Annotated in this window: 15 protein-coding genes and 1 pseudogene; 4 read left to right on the forward strand and 12 right to left on the reverse strand. The window is 69.3% G+C overall.

Features of this window, described 5'->3' with window-relative positions; genetic code table 11:
- Nucleotides 1-31: 31 nt before the first annotated feature.
- The 6 genes from K9S39_RS41060 to katG all read right to left on the reverse strand — a co-directional run bounded on the left by K9S39_RS41060 (nt 32) and on the right by katG (nt 7,672).
- Nucleotides 32-1,540, reverse strand: coding sequence for an MFS transporter (locus K9S39_RS41060; protein ID WP_248868383.1), 1,509 nt, complete (start codon nt 1,538-1,540; stop codon nt 32-34).
- A 1-nt stretch (nt 1,541) separates the two neighbouring features.
- A complete protein-coding gene (locus K9S39_RS41065; protein WP_248868385.1) occupies nt 1,542-1,997 on the reverse strand; it encodes a MarR family winged helix-turn-helix transcriptional regulator in 456 nt (151 codons plus the stop codon).
- Between the two features lie 142 nt (nt 1,998-2,139).
- The gene (locus K9S39_RS41070) at nt 2,140-2,634 is read right to left on the reverse strand and encodes a hypothetical protein (protein WP_248868386.1); all 495 of its coding nucleotides are present in this window, start codon (nt 2,632-2,634) and stop codon (nt 2,140-2,142) included.
- Between the two features lie 29 nt (nt 2,635-2,663).
- Nucleotides 2,664-3,359 (reverse strand): 4'-phosphopantetheinyl transferase family protein, encoded by a 696-nt coding sequence (locus K9S39_RS41075; protein ID WP_248863378.1) that lies wholly within the window; start codon nt 3,357-3,359, stop codon nt 2,664-2,666.
- Nucleotides 3,356-4,345: a metallophosphoesterase family protein gene (locus K9S39_RS41080; protein WP_406708108.1), complete on the reverse strand. Its 990-nt coding sequence runs from the start codon at nt 4,343-4,345 to the stop codon at nt 3,356-3,358. The genes K9S39_RS41075 and K9S39_RS41080 overlap by 4 nt, the downstream gene beginning before the upstream one ends.
- Nucleotides 4,346-5,440: 1,095 nt before the next feature.
- Complete coding sequence (katG, locus tag K9S39_RS41085; RefSeq protein WP_248868388.1) at nt 5,441-7,672, reverse strand: catalase/peroxidase HPI; 2,232 nt, start codon at nt 7,670-7,672, stop codon at nt 5,441-5,443.
- 670 nt (nt 7,673-8,342) lie between these two features.
- Here katG and K9S39_RS41090 point away from each other — a divergent pair.
- The 3 genes and pseudogenes from K9S39_RS41090 to K9S39_RS41100 all read left to right on the forward strand — a co-directional run.
- Nucleotides 8,343-8,493: pseudogene (locus tag K9S39_RS41090) on the forward strand (transcriptional repressor); the annotation flags it as partial.
- A gap of 455 nt (nt 8,494-8,948) precedes the next feature.
- Nucleotides 8,949-10,172 carry an IS110 family RNA-guided transposase gene (locus tag K9S39_RS41095; protein WP_248861321.1) on the forward strand — a complete coding sequence of 408 codons (1,224 nt, stop codon included), beginning with the start codon at nt 8,949-8,951 and terminating at the stop codon, nt 10,170-10,172.
- 134 nt (nt 10,173-10,306) lie between these two features.
- Nucleotides 10,307-11,179, forward strand: a complete 873-nt coding sequence (locus K9S39_RS41100; RefSeq protein ID WP_248868389.1) for a haloalkane dehalogenase — start codon at nt 10,307-10,309, stop codon at nt 11,177-11,179.
- Between the two features lie 76 nt (nt 11,180-11,255).
- Here the strand turns inward: K9S39_RS41100 and K9S39_RS41105 are convergent, their stop codons facing one another.
- The 5 genes from K9S39_RS41105 to K9S39_RS41125 all read right to left on the reverse strand — a co-directional run bounded on the left by K9S39_RS41105 (nt 11,256) and on the right by K9S39_RS41125 (nt 14,337).
- Nucleotides 11,256-12,014, reverse strand: a complete 759-nt coding sequence (locus K9S39_RS41105) for a DNA alkylation repair protein (protein ID WP_248868391.1) — start codon at nt 12,012-12,014, stop codon at nt 11,256-11,258.
- The gene (locus K9S39_RS41110; RefSeq protein ID WP_248868393.1) at nt 12,011-12,850 is read right to left on the reverse strand and encodes an RNA polymerase sigma factor; all 840 of its coding nucleotides are present in this window, start codon (nt 12,848-12,850) and stop codon (nt 12,011-12,013) included. The genes K9S39_RS41105 and K9S39_RS41110 overlap by 4 nt, the downstream gene beginning before the upstream one ends.
- A 177-nt stretch (nt 12,851-13,027) precedes the next feature.
- Complete coding sequence (locus tag K9S39_RS41115; RefSeq protein WP_248868394.1) at nt 13,028-13,351, reverse strand: hypothetical protein; 324 nt, start codon at nt 13,349-13,351, stop codon at nt 13,028-13,030.
- A gap of 68 nt (nt 13,352-13,419) precedes the next feature.
- A complete protein-coding gene (locus K9S39_RS41120) occupies nt 13,420-13,890 on the reverse strand; it encodes a hypothetical protein (protein WP_248868395.1) in 471 nt (156 codons plus the stop codon).
- A gap of 204 nt (nt 13,891-14,094) precedes the next feature.
- Nucleotides 14,095-14,337 carry a hypothetical protein gene (locus K9S39_RS41125; RefSeq protein ID WP_248868397.1) on the reverse strand — a complete coding sequence of 81 codons (243 nt, stop codon included), beginning with the start codon at nt 14,335-14,337 and terminating at the stop codon, nt 14,095-14,097.
- Between the two features lie 300 nt (nt 14,338-14,637).
- Between K9S39_RS41125 and K9S39_RS41130 the strand changes: the two genes are divergently transcribed.
- On the forward strand, nt 14,638-15,285 hold the full coding sequence (locus tag K9S39_RS41130) for a methyltransferase (protein ID WP_248868398.1): 648 nt from the start codon (nt 14,638-14,640) through the stop codon (nt 15,283-15,285).
- A gap of 61 nt (nt 15,286-15,346) precedes the next feature.
- Here the strand turns inward: K9S39_RS41130 and K9S39_RS41135 are convergent, their stop codons facing one another.
- Entirely contained in the window at nt 15,347-19,180 is a 3,834-nt protein-coding gene (locus tag K9S39_RS41135; protein WP_406708109.1) for an amino acid adenylation domain-containing protein, read from the reverse strand.
- Between the last annotated feature and the right edge of the window lie 370 nt (nt 19,181-19,550).

Raw genomic sequence — 19,550 nt, forward strand, 5'->3', positions numbered from 1 at the left:
GCAGGGCGGCAACCGCCGGACGCCCCCGGTGTCACAGGTCGGGGGCCGGTGTGGTCCGCTGCTCGACCGGGGTCTCGCCCGAGCGCAGCGGCCGTATGTTGATCAGCAGTCCCGCCACGACCGCCGTGGCGAGGAGGACGAGGCCCAGCCCCCAGGCGGCGTGGTTGGCGCCATCGACATAGGCATCCCGGGCGAGCTGTGCGGCCGGGACGTCGCCGCGGTGGCCGGCGATGTAGTCGGTCATCGCGTTGGCCGCGAGGCTGGAGCCGAGCGCGATGCCGAGTGAACCGCCGATCTGCTGCGACGTGGTGCGGAACGCCGAGACGATGCCCGTGTCCTTCGGAGCGATGCCGGTCACGGAGATGTTGGTCGTGGGAGACATGATCAGCCCGATGCCGAAGCCCATCAGGATGGAGGCCGGCAGCAGGTTCGTCGCGTACGGGCTGTCGGGTCGCAGTTGGGTGAGGAGCAGGACGCCGGCCGACGTGGAGACCAGTCCGCCGACCACCAGCCGGCCGGTGGGCACCTTGATCATCAGCCGGGCGGAGATCTGGGTGGCCGAGATCAGCGTTGCCGCCACCAGCGGCAGGAACGCGATGCCCGATTTCAGGGGCGAGTAGCCCATCACTGTTTGGAACTGATACGTGATGAAGAGCGACATGCCGAGCAGTGCGAACTGCGTCATACCGGTGGCGACGAACGCGCCGACCCGGTTGCGGTTGGCCAGTACCCGCAGCGGCAGCAGGGGGTGACGGGTCTTCGACTCGACGACGACGAAGGCGGCGAGCAGGACGGCGGCCAGGCCCAGGAAGGTCAGCACCCGTTGCGATCCCCAGCCGTGGTCCGCCACCTCGTTCAGCCCGTAGACCAGGGCGACGAGGCCGGCCGACTCCAGCAGCGCGCCGGCCAGGTCGAGGCCGCCCTCCCGGTGGCCGGGCATCGATGGCAGCATCACGAAGGCACCGGCCAGGGCCACGACCGCCATGGGGATGTTGATCGCCAGGCACCAGCGCCAGTCCAGCGCGTCGGTGAGCACACCGCCGACCAGCATGCCGAGACCGGTTCCCGCTCCCATCACCCCGCTGAACACGCCAAAAGCTTTGGCGCGGTCGGCCGGCTTGGTGAACGTCGTGGTGAGGATGGACAGGGTGGACGGCGACAGCACTGCCGCGAACAGGCCCTGCACCACACGCGCCGCCAGGATCTCCGTGGTGTTCTGCGCCAGGGTCCCGGCGAGCGAGGCGAGCGCGAAGCCGACCAGGCCGACCTTGAAGGTACGAGTGCGGCCCAGGCGGTCGGCGAAGCGTCCACCGAGCAGCAGGGCGCCGCCGAAGGCGAGGGTGTAGCCGGTGAGGACCCAGTGCCTGTTGGTGTCGGAGATGCCCAGGTCGCTCTGGAGTGAGGGCAGGGCGATGTTGATGATGGTGGTGTCCAGCATCACCATCAACTGGGCCAGGGCCACGACCGCGAGGCCCCACCATTTGCGGTCCCTCGCGTGGGCACCGCCGGCTGCCACCTGCTTCGTCTGCTCGGATGTCACGTCAGGCTTCTTTCTTGTACGAGTCCTGCGCGGTGTGGTCCGCCACCTTGCGCATCAACTGGAGAAGTGTGTGGATCTCGTCCCGGTCGAGCTGCCCGAAGGTGTGCTCGCCCCGGCAGTGCACGCTCTCCTCCACCCGGGTGAGGAAGGCTCGGCCTTCATCGGTCGGGCCGACCAGCACGGCCCGGCGGTCGTGGGGGTCGGGGGAGCGTTGGACGAGATTGCGCTGCTCCAGCCCGTCGATGAGCGGTGTGATCGCCCGGGAGGAGATGCCGTAGCCGTGGGCCAGCTCGGACACCCTCCGTGGTGCGCCGATCTCGAAGAGGTGGAGCAGTAGACCCGCCTGTGCGTACGGGATGCGCGCCTGCGAGAACAGGGCGCTGGTGTCGCTCACGAACGGCCGGGCGACCTTCATGAAGGCGTCGAGCAACGCGTCGAGCTCCTTGGCCCGTGGCATCTCCGGCCCCTCTCTTTGCTTACCTATCGTTGGTTATTACCTTAGCTCATAGACCAGGGTCAGTGAATACCCAGGATAGGTAAATAAAACCCCGGAGGCGGGGCGGGTGCGGTGTCGATGAATCTCGTGCAGCGCGGCGACATCAGGAGGCTTTGCCGCGGGCGGTGGAAAATGATCTACGTTGGCGCAGGAAACGATCTCCCCGAGTTCGCGCCCGACCAGCGACTTTCGTCGGTGCCCCGCCGGGGCGGTACCGGTCTCCAGGCAAGTCGGCCCCCACGCCGCGGCCCGGCCCGGGGAAGCTCAGCAGGATCTCGGCGTCCGGGTGCTGAGGGAACGCCTCTTCCACCGCCTTCGCGATGTCGTCGGCAGCGGTGCGGGCGGCTTCCAGCTGGATGAGGAGGGCGAGCATCTGCTTGCCCAAGGCGTCCTCCATCAGCGGCGGCTGGTGGGTCCGGTCGGCGCGGAAGACGTCGTGGATGCGGTGGGCCTCCGCCTCGATGCCGCGCGTGCGGCCGGCGGGCTTGAGGACGGCCTGGAGCTGGGTGCGAGTCAGCGCGCCGCCCGGGTGGGAGTGGCGCGGGGCTTGTGCAACGGCGGCCTCGTCAGCCCTCGCACGACGGGGGCCTTCCGTCATGCCATCTCCGTCATGTCATCTCGGTCATGTCATCTCGGTTGTGCCGTCGTGTCTTGCGCCATCACCGAGATGGCTGTCACCACCAGTCCGGACGCGATGAGCCATCGGCCGCCGAATTCTGTGATCCGGGTGCCGTTGACGACGGGTCCCGGTACGAGGAGACGGGCGGTGAAGGTGGCGTTCGTCGGGTCGAGGGTGAGGTGGGCCTCTTCGAAGTCCAGCCAGCGGCCGGTGAGCGGATACCACGCCTTGTAGACGCTCTCTTTGGCGCTGAACAGCAGGCGGTCCCAGCACACGTCGGGCTGTAGGGCTGTCAGCCGGGGGAATTGGGCGCGCTCTTCGGGGAGCGATATGGCGTCGACGACTGCGGGGTCGGCGATCGGCTCGTTGGGTTCCGCGTCCAGGCCGATGGTCATCACGTCCGTCGCGCGGGCGACGGCTGCGGCGCGGAAGCCGGTGCAGTGTGTCATCGAGCCGATGATGCCGTCCGGCCAGCGTGGTGCACGGCCGGGGCCGGGCAGGATGGGGGCGGGGGCGATGCCGAGTTCGGACAGGGCGCGGCGTGCGCAGCGGCGTACGGTGTGGAACTCCTTCTGCCGTTTCGGGACCGCGCGGGCCACCAGCTCCAGCTCCTCGGGGAACATGGTGGACGCCGGGTCGTCGTCGTGGTCGTCGTGGAAGGCTGCGGCGGTCGCGATCGGGGGCGGCAGCAGTTTGTCGATCATGCGGTGGTTCCTGCGGTTCCTGTGGTTCCTGTGGTGGTGGGGAGGATCTGGACGGGGCGGCCCGGCGGGGTGGAACGGCGTCGCCATTCACGTGGGTAGCCGAGCGACACCTCCTGGTGGGGGATGCCGTCGCAGATCAGCAGGCGCGGTATGTGGAGATGGCCGTAGACCACGGCGGCCGCGCGGAAGCGGCGCGGCCAGTCCGCGGTGGCCTCCGTCCCGCACCAGAGCGCGAACTCGGGATACCACAGCGGGCGGGTGGGTTCGCGTACCAGCGGGAAGTGGTTGACGAGGATGGTGGGCAGCTCCGCCGGCACGGCGGCGAGTTTGGTCTCGGTGGCCGTCAGCCGGTCCCGGCACCATGCGTCCCGCGTCGGATACGGATCCGGGTGCAGCAGGAACTCGTCGTTGCACACCACTCCGGCCTCTTCGGCGATGTCGAGCGCGGTTTCCTTGGAGTGCGCCCCCGGCGGCCGGAACGTGTAGTCGTAGAGGAGGAACAGGGGCGCGATGACGACCGGGCCGCCCTCGCCCTCCCAGACCGGATACGGGTCCTCAGGGGTGAGGACGCCCAGCTCCCGGCAGATTGTGACCAGATGCTGGTATCGGGCGACGCCGCGCAGCTGGACGGGATCGTTGGCGGGGGTCCACAGTTCGTGATTGCCGGGAACCCATACGACGGTGGCGAACCGGCTCTTGAGCAGGGCCAGGGCCCATCGGATATCGGCGACGCACTCGGCGACGTCCCCGGCGATCAGCAGCCAGTCGTCGTCGGACTCCGGTCTGAGCCGCTCGACGATCTCGCGGTTTTCCGGGTACCGGACGTGCAGATCGCTGACGGCCACCAGCGTGCCGCGCCCGCGCCCGCGCCCGTGCCTGCGGTCGCGTCCGAGGGGCGAGCCGGTGGCGGGTGCGGGGGTGGTGGTGCGGTCGGGGGTGCGTGTGCTGGGGGTTTCTGGAGGGAGGGTGCGGATCTCGTAGGTCACGTTCGAAAGTAAATACGGTGGTGGGGGGAGAGGGAAAGGGCGGAATGGGGAGGGGATGGAGCCGCCCTTGGGAGACCGGCCTGGCACGCTGCTGCCGCCTTTTTCTCCAGGATCGCCAATGCCGCGTTGAGGACGGCGGTGCGTGTGCGGGAGATGCCTCCGACGGGCCGCACGGTTCCGTGCGTGGCGTCGTACAGCTCGTCGGCGCAGCTGTGCAGGGGCCGGAGCCGCGGCAGCGCCCAGCCCCCGACGCCGGCAGCAGTGAGTACATCGAGCCGATTCCCGTCGCGGTGCGGCGTGCGAAGGTGGTGGAAACGAACCGATCGCACCCGACCCCGAAATGCAGGGCGTTACCCGCGGTTGCATTGCCTGGGTGACTGCCGCGGGAGTGGCGAAAGGCCCCAAGATCGCACGGCGGCCGAATCGTGAAGGCGGAGCTTGGAGATTACCGGGCGAGCATGGTCTGTTACTCGCGACGGCAGGGGTGGCACATGTCACGGGACGCGGATTGACATCCTCGGTACAGACTGAGGGAACTCATTGAGAAGCGTCTTGCGGTGCCGGCAGCTCATGACCAGAGCCGACCCTGCGCCCACATCCCGGCTCTGAGCCGCATCTCGGATGGCACGGCTGCCGGAACCGGCCTCGGACAGGCGTGGACACTTCGGCGGCCATGGCGTGGATCCACGAGTCGTTCCGGACTCCCCTCGTCCTGCAACGGACCGGCGCTGGATCCGGCGCTGCTGCGGGAGAGCACGTCCGTGGTCTCTCTGCACGCCAAGGCCACCACATCGTCGTGAACGGCTGGGGCCTCCGTTTGCTCTCACAGGTCCTCGGTCGTCCTCGACGGCCGCCAAGGAGGAGCGGGCATCTGCCTGCGGTGGTGCGCGGGTGCACATCACCTGCGCGTAGTCCGCAAGGTCACCGTCGTGGCAAGAAGGCGCCGTGTCGAAGGGTGTGGGCGTGTTGGAGGTGAGCGCCGTCGGGATCCTCCGAAGCCGAGGGGAGGTCCAGGCCAACACCGGTTGGCGCCGCTGGTACCCGGCTGGTACCGGCCGGGTACCAGTCGGGTGTGGGCCGGTCTGGGGGTGGTGGTCAGTGGAGGTCGAACCGGTCCAGGTTCATGACTTTGTTCCATGCCGCGGCGAAGTCGTTGACGAATTTTTCCTTGGCGTCGTCGCTTGCGTAGACCTCGGCGAGTGCGCGCAGTTCGGAGTTCGAGCCGAAGACGAGGTCGGCGCGGGTGCCCCTCCACGTGATCTGGCCCGTTGCGGTGTCACGGCCCTCGAACGTGTTCGCGTCCTGCGATGTCGCTTCCCAGATTGTGCCCGGGTCGAGGAGGTTGACGAAGAAGTCGTTGGTCAGGATCCCGGGGGTGGTGGTGAAGACACCCAGTGACGTCTGCTGGTGGTTGGCGCCCAGGACGCGCAGGCCGCCGACGAGGACGGTCAGTTCGGGGGCGCTGAGGGTCAGCAGGTTGGCCTTGTCGAGCAGCAGGTACTCGGCTGGCAGCCGGTTGCCTTTTCCGAGGTAGTTGCGGAACCCGTCGGCGGTCGGCTCAAGCGCGGCGAACGACTCCACGTCGGTCTGCTTCTGCGAGGCGTCCACGCGCCCCGGGGTGAAGGGGACCTGGAGGTCGTAGCCGGCGTCTTTGGCGGCCTGTTCGACGGCCGCGTCGCCGGCGAGGACGATGAGGTCGGCGAGCGAGATCTGCTTGCCGCCGCTCTGGGCGGCGTTGAAGGATTCCCGGATGCCCTCCAGGGTGCGCAGGACCGTCGCGAGCTGGTCGGGGTCGTTGGCCTCCCACCCGTTCTGCGGCTGGAGGCGGATGCGTGCGCCGTTGGCGCCGCCGCGTTTGTCGCTGCCGCGGAACGTCGAGGCCGACGCCCACGCGGTGGACACGAGCTGGGACACCGACAGGTCCTGGCTGAGGATCTGATCCTTGAGGGCGGCGATGTCCTCGGCGTCGACGAGTTCATGCGTGACTGCGGGCAGCGGGTCCTGCCACAGCAGGGTCTCGGCCGGGACCTCCGGGCCGAGGTACAGCGACTTCGCGCCCATGTCGCGGTGGGTCAGCTTGTACCAGGCCCGGGCGAAGGCGTCCGCGAACTCCTCGGGGTTCTCGTAGAAGCGGCGGGCGATCGGCTCGTAGACCGGGTCGAAGCGCAGCGACAGATCAGTCGTGAGCATCGTCGGAGCATGGCTCTTCGACGGGTCGTGGGCGTCGGGGACGGTGCCCGCGCCGGCGCCGTCCTTGGGCCGCCACTGGTGTGCACCGGCGGGGCTGGTGAACAGTTCCCACTCGTAGCCGAAGAGGTTCTCGAAGAAGCTGTTGTCCCAGGCCGTGGGGGTTTGCGTCCAGATTCCCTCCAGGCCGCTGGTGATCGTGTCCCCGCCCTTGCCGGTGCCGAAGGAGCTGCTCCAGCCCAGGCCCTGCTCCTGCATGGAGGCGGCTTCGGGGTCGGGGCCGACGCGGTCCGCCGGGCCCGCGCCGTGGGTTTTGCCGAAGGTGTGGCCGCCGGCGATCAGGGCGACGGTCTCTTCGTCGTTCATCGCCATCCGGCGGAAGGTCTCGCGGATGTCGCGGGCCGCGGCGAGCGGGTCCGGGTTGCCGTTCGGGCCCTCCGGGTTGACGTAGATCAGGCCCATCTGGACCGCGCCGAGCGGGTCCTCCAGCTCCCGGTCACCGGTGTAGCGCTCGTCGCCGAGCCAGGTGGTCTCAGGTCCCCAGTAGACGTCCTCCTCGGGCTCCCAGACGTCTTCACGGCCGCCGCCGAAGCCGAAGGTCTTCAGGCCCATCGTCTCCAGGGCGACGTTGCCGGCCAGGATCATCAGGTCGGCCCACGAAAGGCTCTGGCCGTACTTCTTCTTGACCGGCCACAGCAGGCGGCGGGCCTTGTCGAGGTTGGCGTTGTCCGGCCAGCTGTTGAGGGGGGCGAAGCGCTGCTGGCCGGCGCCGGCGCCGCCGCGGCCGTCGCTGATGCGGTAGGTGCCCGCGCTGTGCCAGGCCATCCGTATGACCAGCGGGCCGTAGTGGTCGAAGTCGGCCGGCCACCAGTCCTGCGAGGTCGTCAGCACCTGGGCGATGTCCCGCTTGACTGCCGGGAGGTCGAGGGTCTGGAACGCCGCGGCGTAATCGAACGTACTGCCGAGGGGGTTGGTCGCGGCGGAATTCTTGGCGAGGATCTTGAGGTTGAGCCGCTGTGGCCACCACTGGCGGTTTCCGCCGCCCTGGGTGGGGTGCGGAGCACGTCCGCGCGCGACCGGGCAGCCGCCCGTGCCCTGTGCCGTTGCCTCTGTGGTGTGTGCGTCGTGGTTCTCGGGCATGGGAGTCCTTCCTCCACTGGCGGATCACGGTGCTCAGGAACTGCGGGCGGCTGGTGGGGACAGGACCCGGGAGATGACCGCGGCCCCGTGGGCGAGGGGCTGGTCACCTGACACGGCCGGACGTCGGCCGGTTCGGTGCGGCACGACCGGGCGGTTTGATGCGGTGCGCGGCGGGCCGGTTCGGTGCGGCGCCGGGACCGACCGGTCCGGTGAGCGCCGGGAGGGGCTCCGGCACGGCTTGACGTCATCGGATACGGCCTACACTCTCGCACTCCGCGGAGGCGACCGCCTCGACGCCGAGGTGCTCACCGTCCAGGCCCCGGCGCCGCACACGCGGACGCTGCACACGCGGGGCAGACGGGCCGGCGTGCCCGGCAGGCACCGGGCCGCCGTGACCCGTCTGCCCATCGTTCTCGTTGGACTCGTTGGTCTTGTTGTCCGGGGCCGGGGCGCCGGATGCAGTGGTGAGCGGACCTGTCGACTGAACCGTCACATGCTCTTCCCTGCTGTTGTCCTGTCCCTTGGCTGTCGCCGCACCCGATCCTACGATCGACCAAGTCCAAGTCAAGACAACAGCCAGACCCGTACGGGCTCAATCATCAGACGATGCACAGTCGGGCTGGTGGGTTCGAGTTACCTGCGGGAACGGCTCCGCGGCCGAGGCCGGCGCATGCCCGTCCGGCGCCGGTTGGTCGCCTGGGTGCTCGACGACCACGTCCACCTCACCGCGGACGGAGGTCCTCGCACGCGCCCCGCCCACCTGCCGGAGCTCTCTCGCGGCCGTCTGCAACACCCTCGGCGAGCTCGTCTCGCTCGGCGAGTGAGCGAGGCGGTCACCGGCGGCCGCCTCCTGGCCGCTCCAGGCGGCCCCGACCATTGCACGCCGGCCCACCCTCCTGGCTGAACCGCGACGAGATCCAACGCGCCGTCCAATGCACCGCCCGACTCACCGCCGGCGTTACGTCACCCCGGAGTGCCCGACCACGCCCCGACCCGGCCCCGGCCACGCGAGAGCGTCACCGGGCGAACGCCGCCTAATGGGAGCTACGGGGCCGGGGAATGCTCGGTTCCGTAGCCGCCAGCAGGTGAGCACTATCGCCGCCGGAAGCAGTCGAGTTCTGGTGTCAGACCGTGCCCCTGCTGGTGGCCGGGAGGCCAGACCGCTGATGGGGTGGCGTGCCCGCCCCGCGGGGCGTGAGCACTGGATCCATTAGGCCGCGCGCCGTGCCTTCCGCAGGCTACGACGCGCAACGAGAACACACTTGGGGAGGGTTTGTTGCTGCTGATCGGTGACGACTGGGCCGAAGACCACCACGACGTCGAGCTCCAGGACGAGGCCGGCCGCAAGCTGGCCACCGCGAACCTGCCCGAAGGAGTCGCCGGCATCGCCAGGCTCCACGAACTCATCGCCCGTCACGGCGGTGAGCTGGATCCTGGGGAGGTGGTCGTCGGGATCGAGACCGACCGGGGCTCGTGGGTCCAGGCCCTGGTTGCCTCCGGCTACCAGGTCTACGCGATCAATCCCCGGCAGGTGGCCCGGTTCAAGGAGCGGTACGCCTCCTCGGGGGCCAAGAGCGACAAGGGTGACGCGCACGCGCTCGCCGACATGGTCCGCATCGACCGCGACCAGCTGCGGCCGGTGGCCGGAGACAGCGGCCAGGCCCAGGCCGTCAAGGTCGTCGCCCGCGCCCACCAGACCCTGATCTGGGAACGAACCCGCACCTTCCAGCGGCTACGCAGCACGCTGCGCGAGTACTTTCCCGCCGCCCTGACCGCCTACGCCGACCTGACTCTGACCAGCTCCGACGCCATGGAACTGCTGATCAAGGCGCCCACGTCGGCCACGGCGGCGAAGCTGACCCGCACTCAGGTCACGGCCGTCCTGGCCCGGCATCGCCGACGCAACCGCGACGCGAAGGCGGCCACCATCCAGGCCGCGCTCCGCGAGCGACAGCTCGCCCTGCCCGGGCAGGTCACCGCAGCCTACGCGGCAGCCGTGACCGCTCACGCGCGGCTGATCATCGCGCTGAACGAGCAGATCACCGGGATGGAAGAGCAGGTGAAGGCGCATTTTCTCGCGCACCCGGACGCTGAGATCTACCTCTCGATGCCCGGCATCGGGGAGATCACCGGGGCCCGGGTGCTCGCCGAGTTCGGAGATGATCCCACCCGTTACGCCTCCGCGAAGGCACGCAAGAACTATGCCGGGACCAGCCCCGTCACCCGGGCCTCTGGCAAGAGCCGCACCGTCCAGGCCCGATACGTCCGCAACAACCGTCTCGCCGATGCCCTCCAGCGCCAGGCGTTCTGCGCCCTGCGGGCGTCCCCCGGCGCCCGCCGCTACTACGACAAACAACGCGCCCGTGACATCGACTACAACCCGGCCCTGCGACAGGTCGGCAACCGCCTCGTCGGCATCCTCCACGGCTGCCTCAAAACACGAACCCGCTACGACGAAGCGACCGCATGGTCGCACCACGCCCAACCCCATGCCGCTTGACCTTCAACGACATGGGGTGTCTGACACACCCACGCCGGTTCGTCCGGCACGTTCTCGATCCCCCTGCCGGACGGCGCGCTCCCGCGTGTCCCCATGGCGCCCACACGCCTGCCCACCACCCGAAAAGGACCAGAATGTACGAGAAGAAGACCGCGACGGTACTGGGAACCACCATGGCCTACCTGGACGTCGGCGAAGGCGACCCGATCGTGTTCCTGCACGGCAACCCGACCTCGTCCTATGTGTGGCGCAACATCATCCCGCACGTGGCCGGCCGGCGGCGGGCCATTGCTCCGGACCTCATCGGCATGGGCGACTCGGCCAAACTGCCGGGCACCGGCGATGCCCGGTACCGCTTCGTCGAGCACCGCCGTCACCTCGACGCTCTGCTCGACCAGCTCGGCGTGGCCGGCAACGTCGTCCTCGTGGTGCATGACTGGGGGTCCGCGCTGGGCTTCGACTGGGCCCGCCGGCACCCTGACGCGGTCGCCGGCATCGCGTACATGGAAGCCATCGTCCGGCCGTACACCTGGGCCGGCTTCGGTGAGAGCGGCGAGTACTTCCGCGCCTGGCGCTCGGCCGCCGGGGAGGAACTCGTTCTCGAGCAGAACGCCTTCGTCGAGGGCTTCCTGCCCGCCGGCGTTCTGCGCGCCCTGTCCGATGCCGAACTCGCCGAGTACCAGCGGCCCTTCCGCACTCCGGGCGAGGACCGCCGCCCCACGCTTACCTGGCCGCGCGAGGTGCCGATCGACGGAGAACCCGCCGATGTGCACGCCGTCGTCGAGGAGTACAGCGCGTTCCTGCCCGGTACGGACATTCCGAAGCTCTTCGTCAACGCCGAACCCGGCATGGCGCTCACCGGCGACGAACGGGAGTTCGCGCGCACGTTCAAGAACCAGACCGAGATCACCGTGTCCGGCCTGCACTCCGTCCAGGAAGACGCACCGGACGAGATCGGTGCCGCACTGTCCCGCTGGCTTGATGCTCTCGACGGGCGGATCGGCTGACCCGTGCCCTGCCCTGCCCTCCCGGGGTTGCCGGACATGGGAGTTCCTGGCAACCCGGGGCGGGCGTCTCGTCTCGTCAGCGGCGGCGGTAGGGGCCCGGGCGGAGTCGGGCGCCGGCCATCCGGACGGCTTCCGGTGACAGTTCGGAGTGGGCTTCGATGAATTCGGTGACGCGGTCGGGCGCGGTGCGGGACAGTTCGCGCAGCAGCCAGCCGGGGCCGGTGTGGGCGAAGCGGTCACCGCTGACCAGGTTCGCGGCGGCCGCGTCCAGCAGCAGGTCGGCGAAGCCCGGGAAGGGGTGCGGGCTACGCCCGGCCAGTTTGACGAAGGCGACCACGGAGGCGCGGCGCTGCCACAGGCCGGGCGCTCGGGACCAGGCGGCGACCGCTTCGGCACGGGGCCTCAGTTGCGCCTCGTCGGCGGTGAGGAAGGTGTGCACCGCCTTGGTGGCGTACCAGTCGCAGACGTTCCAGTCCGCGATCCAGCCCTCGGCGAGAGGGCGGGCGAGTGCATCGATATGGTCGTTGCGCAGCCGGTCGCCGAGGTGTTCGGTGATGAGCAGGATCGCGGCGATCTTGTCCTCGCTCATCGGCTGGGCGAACCACCGGTGGGCCAGACCGAGCAGGTCCGCGTCGGACCAGGTGGTGAGGTGCCGCGTCCGCCAGAGGGAGCGGACCGAGGCGCGGACCCCCGCCATCGGCACGCCACGGAACTGAGCGGTGCCTTTCAGATACCGCTCCCAGTGGTCCCGGGTGCTCTTGTCGGCCGCGGCGGTCAGCAGCGCGTCCAGCAGGGCGGTGACCTCGGTGGCCCCGGTCTCGTCCGTGGTGCTCATGCGGGCCCGACCAGGGTGGGGAGGGACTTCGACAGACGGGTCCACAGCAGCGGGGGTGCGTCGAAGGCCGGGTCGGACCGGTAGACCTCGGCCACCGCGACCGCAAGGTCCAGCTCCCTGGCGGCGGTCTCGACGGTGGTCGTCTCGATGGGCAGGGTGACCCCGGCATGGCGGGCCCAGCGGGGATTCACCGGATCGGTCAGGCCGAGGTCGACGCTCGCCCGGACGAGACGGTCACAGCGGCACGGGTTGGCGGCCCGGACCAGGCCACAGCGTTCGCGCATCAGTTGGCGCATCACCGAGCGCGCCCGGGAGAGCCGCTGCCGGAACGCGGCACGGCTGATCCCGCAGATCTCGGCGCCCTCGGCGTCGGTGAACCGCAGCAGGTCACCGAGCAGGTACGCGACCCGCTGCTCCCGGGACAGGCACAGCAGCATGCCGTACGTGCACGACAGCCGGACGTCCGCGCACAGCTCCTGGTACTCGGCATGACGGGCGGGCTCGAACGCCGGGTCGGTGGCGTGCCGGTCGAGGAACGCGGCGAAGGCCTCCGGGCTCGCGACCGACGCCTCGGCCCCGCGCCGCGCCGTGCGCATCAGCTGGCGTACCGCGACGGTGTACGCCCAGGTGGTGAACCGGGACCGGCCCTCGAACGAGCCCAGATGCGTCACCAGGCGGATCATCACCTCCTGGGCGGCGTCCTCGGCGTCGGCCGGGGTTCCGGAGAACCGCAGCGCCAGCCGGTACATCGGCTGCTGCATCGCCTTGCACAGCGTCTCCAGCGCGGCCGGGTCACCGTCCCGGGCGGCCAGCGCCACCCCGGTGAGCTCACCCATGTCCACGTCCGGGCCCAGGCCCGGGGAACGGGGCTCGTTTCTCTCCGCTCTCCCTGCTCTCCCCGCTCTCTCCGCCGAGTGCTCTTCGGGCCCCTGCCGGTTACCCACCCTGATCTCTCCTTCGTCCCGCGGGGGCCTGGACGCGACTCGCGTCCAGGCCCCCGCACCAGTCGTGGGTCAGTGGGAAGCCGACGCGGTGGCCGGCTCCCCGTGCAGCATCAGCACGGACTCGTGGTCGATGAGCCCGAACATCGGCGCACACTCCGTGGAGGTCTCCGCAGCGTGTGCGGCCGACTGGGCGTCCTTGAGGCTGCGCCACCAGACAACGTCGATCCACTTGTCGTCCTGCGGCGAGTATGACAAGTCCCGCGACACGAAACCGGGCTGCCTACCGGCCCACTCCGACACGGCGTCGACGGCGCCGAGCAGCTGCTCAGGGGTGACACCGGCCTTCAGTTTGAAGACCACCAGCTCCAGTACCTTGTTTGCCTGCTCATCCATCTTGATTTGCACCGTTCCGTCTCGTTCGATCACGGATCGTTCCGACCCGGGTGGCCCGGTCGGCCGCCTCACAGAGATGAGAGACAGGGGCGTATGCGACTGTGACAGAAAAGTTCGGAGCACTTTCGCAGCACCACGGAACAGACCGGCGAGCTCCCAGACCCCGTCCGCGGTGAGCCACCTGCTGAGGCCGATGCTGTCGAGCACCTGCGGGCCAAGGCCATCACGCTGATCTTCGACCCGACGGCCGGGACACTGACCGCCGATACTGCACGAGCAGAAAGGATCACTATCGGCTGACCGACGCCAACCTGCACGAAGACCGAGGTGCGGGCTTCGGCCAGGCGGTCGGCGAAGGTCTCGTAGAACGAGATCCCGTCGTCGATGTCGGAGACCTCGACGTGGCGCGGGAGAACGTCGGCGAGACGGGTGCCGAACGGCCCGAGAGGGGCGTCGGGCCGTCCGCCGGGCGCGATGAGCTCGGTGGCGGGGACCGAGCGGGCGCGCCGGTCGCGGATGAGTGCGGCGAGCTTTCCCATGGCCGTCTGTTCACCCGCGGCGAGGATGCGGCTGCGGCTTCCGACGGCGTACAGCCTGGTCTGTACGCGGGTGACGGCGACGTTGAAGAGCCGTACGCCGTTGCGGGCCCAGGCCGTCGCTTCGGACCTCCAGGGTGGCTTCCGCCTGTGCCGGGTACGGCGCGACGACGCCGGCTTCCTCGCCGTCCTCGCGGTGCAGGTCGATCAGCGCCCGGGCGAGCAGGGCACCGGCCGGCCACCATCCCTTGCGGCGGCGGGATCCGCGAACTCCGGAACGCGCACCGGCAGGGCGGTGCCGTCCTTGAACACATCGAGTACGGAGTGGCCCGCGTCGACGCCGCTCTCATCAGGCCCGGCCAGCCTGAGGCCGTCGCCCTGGAGCTGATCCGTCCCGACGTCGGAGCCGAGTACGTCGACGACGTACTCCCCGGGCTTTTTGCCCCGCACCGCTCGCCTCGGGTCCTGGCTCGCACCACACCCACCTGGCGAGGCACCTACTACGGCATACGGAGCAATCTCTCCACATCAAATGCCCTCTGCCGTGGCGCGCCGAGTCGCGAAACTTGAACACCGTTCATCGGACGGTGATCCTATGATTCGCTTACTGCACGCATTTACGTGGTCACAGCCTGCGCCCGCGGCAGAAAAGGGTCTGCGCAACACCACTTCCGTTTCGGTACCAGTAATGCGGAGCCAGTAATTCGGAGCAAGGAGGAACCGTTGCCCGTTGACGGATACGACGAAAGCATGGCATTGGTGGAACGGACCCGTCGGCACGGCGCCGGCGAGTTCCAACTCCTCGGGCGTACCTGGGAATTGCTGCCGGAGGTGTGGTTGCCGACCCTCTCCTATTCCACCGAGTTCTACACGACGCATCTGCCGTACCCACAGGACGGCTCGTTCCTTGAGGTCGGGTGTGGTGCCGGCGTGACGGCCGTTCATGCGGCCCTGTCCGGGTGCGCGACGGTGACGGCGACCGATGTCACCTCGCAGGCCGTGGACAACACCGCGCGCAACGCCCGGCGGCATGACGCGTCCGGCGTGACCACCGTGGTCAGTGACGTCTTCACCGGGCTCGACGACCATGACCAGTTCGACTGCGTCTTCTGGAACCTTCCGTACGTGGCGATCTCGACTGACTACCGCTACCCGGACGGGCTCACCCGGGCCGTGTTCGACGCCGGAATGGCCGGCTGTCGCGCCTACGTGGCCGGAGCCGCGCGGGTACTGGCCCCCGGCGGGCGACTCTTCCTCGGCCTCGGCGACATCGGGGACCGCGATGCCATGGAGGGAGCCGCCGCGGAACACGGCTGGCAGGTGCAGCTGGTCGCCGCCTCCCGGGGCGAGCCCGACGCCCATGTCGAACACCGGCTCTTCGAGCTCGTGAGGGCGTAACGGCAGAGCCGGTACCGAGCATCGCCGCCTGGCGCCGTAAGACCGGGTTCACCGCAGGGGTTCAAGCCTTCATACGGGCCTGAATGGCCGAGGCGAGTTCGATGATGCCGGTGGCTTTCAGTGCGCTGTAGTGATCGGCGTGGAGATTGATCACGGTGGGGGGTGTGGCGGCGGCGGAGCCGGACCATGTTTCGAGGAACGAGTAGTCGTCGCCGGTGGCCTTGAAGAGGGTGACCGGTGTGCGGAGCCGCCGTTCGGCCAGTTCGCGGACGTTGTACTGGAACTCGTATGTCTGGGCGACGATCCGGGTGATCCGGCGGATCAGCTGCTCGTCCAGGGTGGGGCGCAGCCGGCGGATGAAGGTGACGAAGGTGTCTTCGTCGCGGGCCGTCGCCAGGCACTGGTCGAAGTCGAGTCCGCTGGTGGTTCCGGTGAAGACGGAGCACAGGATCGCCAGGTATGTCGGGTTGGCGTAGGATACCCGGCGCCCATAGCGGTCGGCGTTGGCATGGTGGATCTTCGGATTGCCGGGGCAGAGCAGCAGCAGGTTGTCGACCTGCCGGCCGGACTGTTCGAGTTGCCAGGCGGCCTCGAAGGCGACCCGGGCACCGAAGGAGTAGCCCCACAGGGTGTAGGGCCCTTCGGTCTGCACACGCCGGATCTCGGCGAGGTCGGCGGCGGCCATCTCCCGGACGGTCGGGTAGGGCTCTTCCCCGGGGTTGATGCCGTATGCCTGGATCCCGTGGAAGGGCCGGCCCATGCCCGCCTGACGTGCCAGCAGGCGCAGGTTCATGGGGTAGCCGCCCAGGCCGGGCCAGCAGAAGACGGGCCGGCCGGCGCCTGCGTCGTGCAGTGGTATCAGCCGGGAGGACGGCCGGGCGGTGCGATCGGCGATACGGGCGGCGAGGTCGGAGAGCTTCGGGTGCGCGAAGACAACCTGCAGCGGTAGCTGGGTGCCGAACTCGTGGTTGATCGTCATGACGAGCTCGACGGCGGTGAGTGAGTCACCGCCGCAGGCGAAGAAGTTGTCCTCGGTCGAGACGTTGTCGTACTTGAGGGCCTTGCCCCACGCCTCGGCGAGCCACTTCTCCTCCGGTGTGGCGGGGGCGACGTACGGGGTGGTGCGGTCCGCGGACCGTACCTGGTCGCAGGCGGTGAGGGCCCGGACATCGACCTTGCCGTTCGCCGTCAGCGGCAGCCGGTCGAGCACCAGGACCCGGTCCGGGACCATGTAGCCGGGCAGGATATGGGCCAGCTCGTCCTTGACGATCTCGGCCGGTCCCTTCATGTGGACGGTGTCCTCGCGCATGCCCTCGCTCCGGATCTGCTCGTCGCTGATCCTGCCGCCGAGAAAAAAGTACGAGGGGCCGGTGGGGATGCCGTGGGCGGCGAGCAGGTCGTCGATGCGTTGGGCGGCGGGCAGCGGATGGCCGGTCTTCGAGCTGTATCCCGAGGACATGAAGCCGAGGTTCAGGCTGTTGCGTTGCAGGTGGTGGAGCTTTCTGCCCAGGGCGATGTACTCCAGCCACGGCTGGTCGGCGCGGCTGACGGCGGTGATGCCGAAGCTCGCGCGCTGGTAGACCTGCTGGTTGATGGCGATGACATGCTTGGGCAGTACGAGATCGTCCGAGACGCGCTCCAACTCACCGTCTGTGTAGTGGTACTGGCCGGTGGGCAGATCCGGTACGCGGCCCGGGTGGGACTGTACGTAGATCTCGACGGGGTCCCGCCAGGGTTCCTCGCCGGCGGGCCGGATGGCGAACGTACCCAGGTAGTAGTCCTCGTCGGAGACGTCCAGGAGGTCCTTGACGGACCGGTCGTGGGCCAGCGGCCGGATGGTCAGCCCGTACTCCGGCAGTACGTCCTCGAAGAGACCGACCATGTGCCCGGCTTCGATCTCCAGCACCTCCTGGAGGTTGTTCTTGTACACCGGCTCGATGGCCCGCTTGCGGCCGAGGAAGTGGACCTGCAGGCCACCGTCCGGTCGAGGGGAGGCGGGCGGTCCGGTCCGTACGAGGGTGTGGTCGACGGGGTGGTAGTAGTACACGCCCGCCTCAAGTCCCGCGATGCCGCTGCCGGTTTCCAGGTACAGCTGGGTGGCGTACAGCGCTCCCGGGGAGGCGTAGGCGTACTTCGGCAGCAGCCTCTGGTCGCTGCGGTACGCGCCGAACCAGCGCAGCAACTCACCCAGTTCCGCGAACGTCAGCTCGTCGAGGCCGCGGGACGGACCGCCGGCCGACCGCTCGGCGAGCAGGGCCAGCAGGGCGGCCCGGGTGACCGGGGCGCCGTCGTAGAAGCGGTAGGTCTTGCGGGCGAAGACCTCTCGGCGCTGCCGGGACGTCTCCTGGCTGCCGGGGAGTTCCACCACGGGCCGGCCGGCGAGCTGCTCGCGGCGGCGCAGACCGGGGTTGGACAGCTGTGCCCTGACCTGGAGCCTGCTGGCCTTGGACTGGTGGTGGGCGCCGTGCTTGCCCTGGTCCATCAGCGCCGCTTCCTTGGGGTTCAGCTCGACGCAGGCGACGAGGCTCGCCGAGCCGGTGCGCGGGTTGTCGCTGACGACCGCCGCCGCGCGCCGGACCCAGATGTGCTCCTCCAGGGCCAGCGCGATCTCGTCGAGCTCGATGCGATGGCCGCGCAGCTTGACCTGGTTGTCGGCCCGGCCGGCGAACTGGATGGTGCCGTCGGGGTTCCAGTACGCCAGGTCGCCGGTACGGTACAGACGTTCGACGGAAGTGAACGGCGAGGCGATGAAGCGTTCTCGCGTCTGGTCGGGCCGGTTCAGGTAACCGCGGGCCAGCTGGATGCCGCCGATGTACAGCTCACCTGTCTCCCCGATGTCCACCGGCGCCAGATCGGCGTCCAGGATGAAGCACTGGGTGTCGCTGACCGGCACCCCGATCGACACGCTGCCCGCGCCGTCACCGGCCGCGTCCGGGTCCACCAGACAGGCGGTGGCGTTGATGGTGGACTCCGTCGGCCCGTACAGGTTGACCAGCGAGGCCCACGGCAGCTCGTCGGCGAGAGCGCGCGCGAGCCGCCAGGACAGCACCTCGCCGCCGGAGAACACCCGCCGCAGTGACGTGCACCGGCCGAGCTCCCCGGTGTCCAGCAGGGCCTGCAGCAGCGTGGGCACGCACTGCAGTGTGGTCACCTCGTGCTTGCCGATCGCGGCTACCAGGCCCCGCGGGTCCCGGTAGATGCCGCGGGTGCCCATGGCCACCCGCCCGCCGACGGCCGGGGCGAGGATCTCCCACTGGGCCGCGTCGAAACTCATCGGCGTCTTCTGCAGCACGGTGGTGTCCTGGCCCAGATGCCCGTAGGCGTGCATCCACCGCATCTGGGAGGCGATGCTGCGGTGCTCGATCATCACGCCCTTCGGTCTGCCGGTGCTGCCGGAGGTGTAGATGACGTACGCCAGCGAGTCCGGCCGTACCGTGGCCGCCGGGGCGCGCGTGGTGCCGCTGCGCACATCGGCCGGGGTGACGATCCGGGTGCCCGTCGGGGCCAGCTCGGCCAGCCGGGCCGCCAGGTGGTCCTGGGTGACGATGACCCGCGTCCGGCTGTCGTCGATCATGTAGCGGAGCCGGTCCTCCGGGTACTCCGGCGACAGCGGCAGATAGGCACCCCCGGCGAACAGGGTGCCCCACACCCCGATCATCAGTGTCAGGGACGGCTCGACGAACACCCCGACGCATTGCTCATGATCCACACCGAGTTGGCCGAGGCACCCGGCCAGCCCGCGAGCCCACTCCGCAAGCTCGCGGTACATCAGACACCGGTCGCCGCAGACCACCGCGACGGCATCGGGCCGTGCCGCGACCTGCTGCTCCAGCAGGTCGGGCAGGCACCCCATGCTGGTGCGATCGGTGTGTGTGCGATGCGATGCGGTCTTCACGGCTTTCCTCTGCCGGCCGGGGACTTGTCAGGAGGGAGCGGCGGGCCGGCCGGCGGCTCCACCGCTAAGAGCAGGCCGCCCGGAGCCGTGACCGACAGTGCACATACGCACACGACACCACCTCCGATCCAGTGCGCACGGGCTGCGGCGGCGCGGCTCGTCACGCTCGACCCACACAGTCGGGGGTCGGCGGAGCTCGCCTGGACGCTCTCTTCCTGCCCGCTCGACGAGCGCACTGACGACTGAGGCGAAAGAAGCCCTAACCGGCTCTCCAGCTGCTCAGCCAGGCATTCCGTTCCCTCGAAGGAACTGCTCCTCATGTCCTCACTCAACGATACGCTCAACAGGGCGAACCCTCACGCTGTGGCCT

Origin of the sequence: Streptomyces halobius (genome assembly GCF_023277745.1) — a bacterium.
Lineage (GTDB): Bacteria > Actinomycetota > Actinomycetes > Streptomycetales > Streptomycetaceae > Streptomyces > Streptomyces halobius.